The 4,681-nt window shown below is 63.9% G+C and carries 5 protein-coding genes; all 5 read right to left on the reverse strand.

Annotated features, from left to right (window positions below; genetic code table 11):
- A partial coding sequence (pyrC, locus tag JHC36_RS01995) for a dihydroorotase (RefSeq protein WP_287915197.1) occupies positions 1-1,040 on the reverse strand: 1,040 nt, incomplete at its 3' end.
- Between the two features lie 110 nt (positions 1,041-1,150).
- Complete coding sequence (locus JHC36_RS02000; protein ID WP_287915199.1) at positions 1,151-1,888, reverse strand: amino acid ABC transporter ATP-binding protein; 738 nt, start codon at positions 1,886-1,888, stop codon at positions 1,151-1,153.
- Positions 1,889-1,918: 30 nt separating this feature from the next.
- The gene (locus tag JHC36_RS02005) at positions 1,919-2,605 is read right to left on the reverse strand and encodes an amino acid ABC transporter permease (RefSeq protein WP_124222442.1); all 687 of its coding nucleotides are present in this window, start codon (positions 2,603-2,605) and stop codon (positions 1,919-1,921) included.
- 57 nt (positions 2,606-2,662) lie between these two features.
- Positions 2,663-3,382, reverse strand: a complete 720-nt coding sequence (locus JHC36_RS02010) for an amino acid ABC transporter permease (protein ID WP_287915204.1) — start codon at positions 3,380-3,382, stop codon at positions 2,663-2,665.
- A 129-nt stretch (positions 3,383-3,511) separates the two neighbouring features.
- A complete protein-coding gene (locus tag JHC36_RS02015; protein WP_287915207.1) occupies positions 3,512-4,411 on the reverse strand; it encodes an amino acid ABC transporter substrate-binding protein in 900 nt (299 codons plus the stop codon).
- Between the last annotated feature and the right edge of the window lie 270 nt (positions 4,412-4,681).

A 4,681-nucleotide genomic window follows, 5' to 3' on the forward strand; every position in this document is an offset into this window, starting at 1 on the left:
GCCCGCTCAGCCACCACCCGCCACCCCAGCGCCTCGCCCGCAGCCAGCGGCTTGAGCTCGGCTTCGCCGAAGGGGAAGGACGCGGGCGGTGTCCAGCGCTCGCGGCGCAGAGTGAGGGTGCCGGTGTTGCGCGGCAGGCCGTAGAAGTCTGGGCCGTGGTGGCTGGCGAACGCTTCGAGCCGGTCGAGCGCGCCGGCGGCCTCGAAAGCCTGGGCGTAGAGCTCGATTGCGGCGTGGGCGGTGTAGCAGCCGGCGCAGCCCACCGCGGATTCCTTGAGAGCCGCGGGATGCGGCGCGCTGTCGGTGCCGAGGAAGAACTTCGGGCTGCCGCTGGTCGCCGCGGCCACCAGCGCCTGCCGGTGCTGCTCGCGCTTGAGCACGGGCAGGCAGTACCAGTGCGGGCGAATGCCGCCGGTGAACAGGGCGTTGCGGTTGTAGAGCAGATGATGCGCGGTGATGGTGGCGGCCAGGAGCCCATCGGCCTCGGCGACGTACTGAGCGGCTTCGCGCGTGGTGATGTGCTCCATCACGATCTTGAGTCCCGCAAAGTCGCGCCGCAGGGGCTCGAGCACGCGCTCGATGAACACGGCTTCGCGGTCGAACAGGTCGACCTCGGGGTCGGTCACTTCTCCGTGCACCAGCAGCAACAGACCCTCGCGCTGCATGGCTTCGAGCGTTGCATAGGTCTTGCGGATGTCGGTCACGCCGGCATCGCTGTTGGTGGTGGCGCCAGCGGGGTAGAGCTTGACCGCCACCACGCCAGCGGCCTTGGCGCGGCGGATTTCCTCCGGGGGCAGGTTGTCGGTGAGGTAGAGCGTCATCAACGGCTCGAACGCCATTCCCGTGGGCACGGCGGCCTGGATCCGCGCACGGTAGGCCAACGCCGCCTCGGCCGTGGTGACGGGCGGCTTCAAATTGGGCATGACGATGGCGCGCGCGAACTGCGCGGCGGTGTGCGGCACGGTGGTCGCCAGCGCCGCGCCGTCGCGCAGGTGCAGATGCCAGTCGTCGGGTCGGGTCAGGGTGAGGGTGTCAGTCATGGAGCCGGATTGTCCCAAATGCGCCGATCCATGCCGCCCCGCCTTGCGACCGCCGCACCACGAAAACGGGCACCCGAGGGTGCCCGCTGCGCGTGAGGCAAAGATGAAGGTCAGTGCGAAAGGATCTTGTCGAGGAAATCCTTGGTGCGCGGCTGGCGGCTTTCGGGGTGGCCGAAGAACTCGTCTTTCGAGCAGTCTTCCAGAATGCGCCCGCCCACGTCGATGAAGATCACGCGGCTCGCCACCTTGCGTGCAAAGCCCATCTCATGCGTGACCACCATCATGGTCATGCCCTCCTTGGCCAGCGTCACCATCACGTCGAGCACCTCGCCGACCATTTCGGGGTCGAGCGCCGAGGTGGGCTCGTCGAACAGCATGACGATCGGGTCCATCGAGAGCGCACGTGCAATGGCCACGCGCTGCTGCTGCCCGCCCGAGAGCTGGCCCGGGAATTTGTCTTTGTGCGCCATCAGGCCCACCCGGTCGAGCATCTTGAGGCCGCGCGTCTTGGCCTCGTCGGGACTGCGGCCGAGCACCTTGACCTGCGCGAGCGTGAGATTCTCGGTGACCGAGAGATGCGGAAACAGTTCGAAATGCTGAAACACCATGCCCACGCGGCTGCGCAGCTTGGGCAAATCGGTTTTGGGGTCGTGGACGGGAATGCCGTCGACCCAGATTTCGCCTTTCTGGATCGGCTCGAGGCCGTTGACGGTCTTGATCAGCGTGGACTTGCCCGAGCCCGAAGGGCCGCAAACCACCACCACGTCGCCCTTGGCGATGCTGACCGAGCAGTCGTTGAGCACCTGCACAGGGCCATACCATTTGGAAACATTCTTGAGTTCGATCATGTTCATTCTCCGGCGTGGATGCGAGCGCCATCAGCGGATGATGGCAATGCGGGCCTGAAGCCGTTTGACGGTCCACGACAAGGCATAGCAAATCACGAAATAGACGACCGCCGCGAGCAGATACGCCTCTTCGGTGCGGCCATAGATCTTGCCGGCGTTGGTGAAGCCCTTGAGCAGGTCGTAGGCACCGATGGCGTAGACCAGCGAGGTGTCCTGGAACAGGATGATGGTCTGCGTCAGCAGCACCGGCACCATGTTGCGAAACGCCTGCGGCAGAACGACCAGGCGCATGGTCTGCGCATAGTTCATGCCGAGCGCCTGCGCCGCAAACACCTGGCCGCGGGGAATCGACTGAATCCCCGCCCGCATGATTTCACTGAAATAGGCCGCCTCGAAGGCCACGAAGGTGATGATGGCCGAATACTCGGCACGGTGGTTCGCCCCGTCGGGCAGGTAGGTGTAGAAACCCGCCGGCACGAGCAGGAAAAACCACAGAATCACCATCACCAGCGGCACTGAACGCATGCCGTTGACGTAGACGGTCGCAGGACCAGCCAACACGGACTTGCCCGAGAGCCGCATGAGCGCGAGCAGCGTTCCAAACAAAATCCCCCCGACGGTCGCCACCAGGGTGAGTTGCACGCTGAAGCGCAGCCCGCCCAGCACGAACTTGTCGATGATGTCCCAATCGAGCCAGCTGAAGTCGAGTCCGAGCATGGTCAGGCTCCTTTCAGTCGGGTCGTGGGCCCAAGGTCGAAGCGTTGGATCTGCATCTCAATGCCCTCCCGCGCCGCCGGCGACGATGAAGCCCGGAATGCGCACCCGCTTCTCGATGAAGGCAAAGATGCGGTTGACCGCAAACGCCGAGACCGCATAGAGCGCCGTGACCGCCAAATAGATCTCGATGCCGCGCGACGTCTCTTCCTGCGCCTGCATCGCAAACATCGTCAACTCCGGAATGGACACCGCAAACGCCACCGAGGAGTTCTTCAACAGGTTCATCGATTCACTCGTGAGCGGCGGCAGGATGATGCGCAGGGCCATCGGCAGGATGACGTAGCGATAGGTTTGCGCCGTCGTCAGGCCCAGCGCCATGCCCGCATAGCGCTGCCCGCGCGGCAGCGACTGAATGCCCGCGCGTACCTGCTCGGCAATGCGCGAGGAGGTGAAAAACCCGAGCGCAAAGACGACCAGCACAAAGCCTGGCACTTGCTGAAACGCTGGGAACACCTTGGGTACCACGAAGTACCAGAGGAAGACCTGAACCAGCAGCGGAATGTTGCGGAAACCCTCGACCCATCCATTGGCAAAACGGCTCAGCCAAGGGCTGTCGGGCAAGGTGCGCAGCACGCCGACCACCGAGCCCACGAACACCGCGACGACCCAAGATGCGCCCGCGACCGCCAGCGTCCAGCGCCAGGCCTCGAGCATCCACTGCAGATACGTGCGACCACTGCCGTCATCCGCCAGAAAAACCTGCCATTCCCATGTCATCGGAACTCTCCTTTCGAAGCTTGGGCGCATCGCCGCGTCGCGCCAGGCGCAAAACGGCAACCCCGCCAGGGCACGATACCCAGGCGGGGTTGCGCTGGCCCGGCCCGGCCGGGACGAAGCGGATTGTCCTTAACGTGCGTTGTAGGCTTCCATGGGCTTGTCGTTCGGATTCGCCCAGGCTGCCTTGAGGTTTTCGCTCGGCGGCAAGCCGATCCGTGCGCCCTTGGGCGGAATCGGTTGCATGAACCACTTGTCGTAGATCTTGGCGATTTCGCCCGACTTCATCAGCCCGATGAGGGTGTCGTCCGCGAGCTTCTTGAAGGCCGGGTCATCCTTGCGCATCATGATGGCGATGGGCTCGACCGACAGCACTTCACCGACGATCTTGTAGTCGGCCGGGTTCTTCGAGTTGGCAATCAGGCCCGCGAGGATGGAGCCGTCCATCACGAACGCATCCGCACGGCCCGATTCGAGCAGCAGGAAGCTGTCGGCATGGTCTTTGCCAAAGACCTCTTTGAAGTCGATGCCGCGGGCACGCTCGTTCTTGCGCAGCGTTTGCACGGACGTGGTGCCGGTCGTGGTGGCGACGTTTTTGCCGTTGAGCTGTGCGATCGAGGTGATGCCAGAGTTGGCCTTGACCGCCATGCGCACCTCCTCGATGAAGGTCGTGACCGCAAAAGCGACGTCCTTTTGGCGCGCGAGGTTGTTGGTCGTGGAACCGCACTCGATGTCGACCGTGCCGTTTTGAACCAAGGGAATGCGGTTTTGCGACGTCACCGATTGGTACTTGACCGCGAGCTTCTTGCCGATTTGCTTCTCGAGGTTGTCGATGATGCGCTGGCACAGCTCGACGTGGTAGCCGACGTACTTGCCGTCGCCGAGCGTGTAAGACAGGGCGCCCGACGAGTCGCGCACACCCATCGTGATGGTGCCGGAAGCCTTGACCTTGGCGATGGTGTCGTTGGTCTGAGCAAGCGCGCTGCCCACCGTGAGGGCGGCGACTGCGAAGGCGACGATCGATTTCTTCATGAGAACATCCTTAGGGCCAGTGGATAAAAATGGATCAACCCGACTGCAGATTTTAGGCCTCGCCGCTTGCCGCGGTCCAGAACAAACCCTAGGGCAACGCTGAACAAGTCCCTCGCGCGCCGCGTATCCCGGCTGCGGGCGGTCTCGTCGAAAGCAAATCCTCGCCATAGCTGCGGCTATGGCTGCGGTTTGCGCCTCGCATACCATCCCGCGGCCGCTCGCGCGCCATCGCGGGGCTTATTCAGCCTTGCCCTGGTCCTGTCGCGGACC

It is taken from the genome of Tibeticola sp. (genome assembly GCF_022759015.1).
GTDB lineage: Bacteria > Pseudomonadota > Gammaproteobacteria > Burkholderiales > Burkholderiaceae_C > Tibeticola > Tibeticola sediminis.

Coding starts and splice junctions, on each gene's coding strand:
- JHC36_RS02015 (WP_287915207.1), bottom strand. CDS start 4,411: ATGAAGAAATCGATCGTCGCCTTCGCAGTCGCCGCCCTCACGGTGGGC.
- JHC36_RS02010 (WP_287915204.1), bottom strand. CDS start 3,382: ATGACATGGGAATGGCAGGTTTTTCTGGCGGATGACGGCAGTGGTCGC.
- JHC36_RS02000 (WP_287915199.1), bottom strand. CDS start 1,888: ATGATCGAACTCAAGAATGTTTCCAAATGGTATGGCCCTGTGCAGGTG.
- JHC36_RS02005 (WP_124222442.1), bottom strand. CDS start 2,605: ATGCTCGGACTCGACTTCAGCTGGCTCGATTGGGACATCATCGACAAG.